Source organism: Candidatus Stygibacter australis, from assembly GCA_030765845.1.
GTDB lineage: Bacteria > Cloacimonadota > Cloacimonadia > Cloacimonadales > TCS61 > Stygibacter > Stygibacter australis.
In genome coordinates, this window is record JAVCDJ010000044.1 from 1 (window position 1) to 3,450 (window position 3,450).

Sequence of the window (3,450 nt, forward strand, 5' to 3'; positions counted from 1 at the left end):
TGATCATGAACTCTTTGGCGAATATTTTTGAGCTTTCAAGTTGTGAAGCCCGTTTATCTGGCCCAAAAACCATTATACCACTACCGTCGAAATAATCTGTGATTCCCTCATTTAAGGGCTGCTCTGGTCCCACAAATATCAGTTTCACATCATTATCTTCACAGAATCGCTTGATCCCGCTAAAATCATTTACCTTTAGTTCTACATTGTTGTGGGTTCCCGCATTACCCGGGATGCAAAAGACTTTTTCAGCTCTTTCACTTTGCTGTAGTTTCCAGACAATTGCATGCTCTCTTCCCCCGGAACCAATCACTGCTATATTCATATTCACCTCAGTAGATTATTTATCTTTCTTTGATTTCATTATCAGCCTTAATCAAAGACTCTTTGATGTCAGCTATTTCCTGATTCACTATTTTACGTAATCGACTGATATTCAAACAATTGATCGCTGCTTTTGCTGCATTTCCCGTATCTATCACAGTTAATCCGGGAGTTTTGGATGGCATGATCAAGGTAGAATTGATATTCACCATCATATCGATCTTATCTTTAAAGGGTGGGCAACTTATCACTGGTATTGAGCTATTTGCTGCCAATGCTCCTCCCAGTCCATTAGATCTGCCAGCTACTGCTATGATCACTCCAGGTTCGATAGAATTATTATAATCACCCAATATCTCAGGAATTCTCTCCCCATTCTTATGGGCAGAAACTACTCTCATCTGTGTGAATATATCATATTTTTCCAATGCTTTTATGATGTTCTCACAATGAGGTAGATCACTAGGTGAACCCATAAAAATACTTACATAAGCATCTTTGATGATTCCTTTTTTAACCAAATTTCCAGCAATCCTCTGTTCTATATCAATTGTATCATCACATACTATATTACTTCCAGTTATTATATTATAAATAGATAAGTAACGCCTTGATGTCTCAGAAATCACTTCAGGTGGTAGAAATTCAGGAATTCGTCCATCTTTCTTATTATTCAAAAGCCATTGACGCACATATTCCTTATCCATCTGGTCAATTTTTGCAGAGTCTTTTTTATATGATTCAAGTGACCAGAAACGTGAACTATCCGGAGTGTGAATTTCATCTATCAAGATCAGTTTGCCATCCAGTAATCCGAATTCATATTTAGTATCCACCAGTATAATTCCCTTGCTGGCTAATAACTCAGTTCCTCGATCAAAGAGCTTGAGAGATACTTCTGCCATCTGGTTATAAAGTTCAGATGTAGTCCACCCTTCCTTAACGATATCCTCTGGTGTGATCTCACGATCATGTTCTTCTTTGGTAGTTGGAGTTAGGATTGGATTGGGAAATTTCTGATTTTGGGTAAGTCCATCTGCAGCATTAACTCCAGAGAATGTCCTGTCCCCTTTCTTATACCTGCGCCACATGGAGCCGGTAAGATAACCTCTCACGATCATTTCAATGCGAATTGGCTCTGCTTCTTTAACCAAAGCAATATTGGGATCCACCATTTTTATAAAATGATTTCCAATTATATCCTCAGTTTGCTCAAACCACCAGCTGGATATCCCGTTCAAAACCGCTCCCTTATAGGGAATTTCAGAGTTTAATACGCTGTCAAAGCTGGAAATCCTATCAGAAACCACCAGCATCCTTTCGGTATCACTGATTCTAAAACTGTCTCTCACTTTCCCACTATGGATATTCTTTAATTGCGGGGAGTTAATTTTATTAATCACATACATTTGCAACCTCTCCATTTATTCTTTTTAATGCCGGAAATGTCTTATTCCGGTAAATAACATATTTATACCCAGTGCACGGGCTGTTTTAATCACTTTTTTATCCCTGATTGATCCACCAGGCTGAATGATATTTCTAATGCCCGATTCAGCAGCTAATTCCAGATTATCAGCAAAAGGGAAATATGCATCAGAAACAAGAATACTCTTGCCAATTTGAGTTGTCACGTATTCCTCAATATCTTCAATACCAGCATCTTTAGCTTCATTCCGTAAATTAGTCCTTGTTTTATCAAGGGCTAATTGCGTAGCTATCAACCTGTTAGGCTGCCCTGTCCCCATTCCAGTCAAGCGTAATATCCCTTTATCTGAGCGCTGCACGATCACAATGGCATTTGATTTGATACTGCGAACAGCTTTTAACCCAAATTCAATCAGATCCTGATCAGAGATCCAGTCAATATCGCCTTCTGTGACCTGATTTAAGCTATCATATAGCTTATCATCACTCGTCTGCCATAATATAGAGCCATGCACAAATCTGAGATTGAATTTGCTCTTTATAGAATCGGGATCAAATTTTATTATTCTCAAATTCTTATGGAAAGATAGATAATCTATCACACCTTCTGCAAAATCTGGAGCAGCAATGACTTCAATGAATTTTCTCTTTGATTTATCTGGATTATTTAATTCCAGAAATTCTGCTGAGCTTAATTCCAGTTTCTTATTAAATGCAATGATAGAACCAAATGCAGAGACTGGATCACCAAACCAGGCATTAGTTAATACTTCCTTTTGATCATCTCCACAGGCAAAACCACAAGGATTCAAATGCTTGATGATCGCAACTGCAGTTTGAGGAATATCTCGAACCGTCAGCTGAGCAGCTTCAATATCCAGTATATTATTATAAGAAAGCTGTTTACCATGTAGATATTCCAGGTCAGCTAAAGAATTTTCAGTTGTATTATCTCGATAAAGAACGGCTTCCTGATGGGAATTTTCTCCGTAGCGTAATTCAATTCCATGATCATAGAAAAGCCTGATGGATTTCTCACCTGCTTTTTCATCCAGTGTTGTGGCTATCATGGCATCATAATCAGCAGTATGATTAAAGGCTTTTCTCATCATTTGAAAGCGAAATTGCTCTGAAATATGCCAATCATTTTCAGTCAGTTCTTTTTCCAGTTTTTGATAATCTGATGGATCAGTGATAACAGTTACCCATTTATAGTTTTTAGCTGCTGAGCGGATCATTGTAGGTCCACCAATATCAATGTTTTCAATTAATTCTGGTAATTCAGCACCTTGCTTAACTTTTTCTGCAAACGGATATAAATTGCAAATTACTAGGTCAATTGGTTTCACATTAAGACTTTTTGCCTCTTCAGCATCCTTTTCACGATCAAACAGCAGAGCTGATTCCACCTGGAAAGATATTGTTTTCATTCTGCCATCAAATGCTTCAGGATTACCTGTAATATTACTGATATCAGTTACTTGTATCCCAGCATCTGACAATCTTCTTTTCGTTCCACCAGTAGAAATGATCTCACATCCTGACTTGGATAATATTCCTGCAATGTATTCAATATCAGCTTTATCTGAAACACTGACCAAAGCTCTTTTGATTTTAATTAAATTCATATATTTCCTCTATATTATTGGGGATTTTCGACTATATTAACAACCGGGAAATAAACCAGTTCCTGAAAAT

Annotated in this window: 3 protein-coding genes; all 3 read right to left on the reverse strand. The window is 37.4% G+C overall.

Annotated features, from left to right (window positions below; genetic code table 11):
• A partial coding sequence (locus RAO94_03000; protein MDP8321302.1) for a phosphoribosylamine--glycine ligase family protein occupies nucleotides 1-325 on the reverse strand: 325 nt, incomplete at its 3' end.
• 19 nt (nucleotides 326-344) lie between these two features.
• The gene (locus RAO94_03005) at nucleotides 345-1,733 is read right to left on the reverse strand and encodes a phosphoribosylaminoimidazolesuccinocarboxamide synthase (protein MDP8321303.1); all 1,389 of its coding nucleotides are present in this window, start codon (nucleotides 1,731-1,733) and stop codon (nucleotides 345-347) included.
• Nucleotides 1,734-1,757: 24 nt separating this feature from the next.
• On the reverse strand, nucleotides 1,758-3,380 hold the full coding sequence (gene purH, locus RAO94_03010) for a bifunctional phosphoribosylaminoimidazolecarboxamide formyltransferase/IMP cyclohydrolase (GenBank protein MDP8321304.1): 1,623 nt from the start codon (nucleotides 3,378-3,380) through the stop codon (nucleotides 1,758-1,760).
• Between the last annotated feature and the right edge of the window lie 70 nt (nucleotides 3,381-3,450).

Bases quoted from the DNA above. Each gene is read 5' to 3' on its own strand.
- RAO94_03005 (MDP8321303.1), bottom strand. From the start codon at position 1,733: ATGTATGTGATTAATAAAATTAACTCCCCGCAATTAAAGAATATCCAT.
- purH (MDP8321304.1), bottom strand. From the start codon at position 3,380: ATGAATTTAATTAAAATCAAAAGAGCTTTGGTCAGTGTTTCAGATAAA.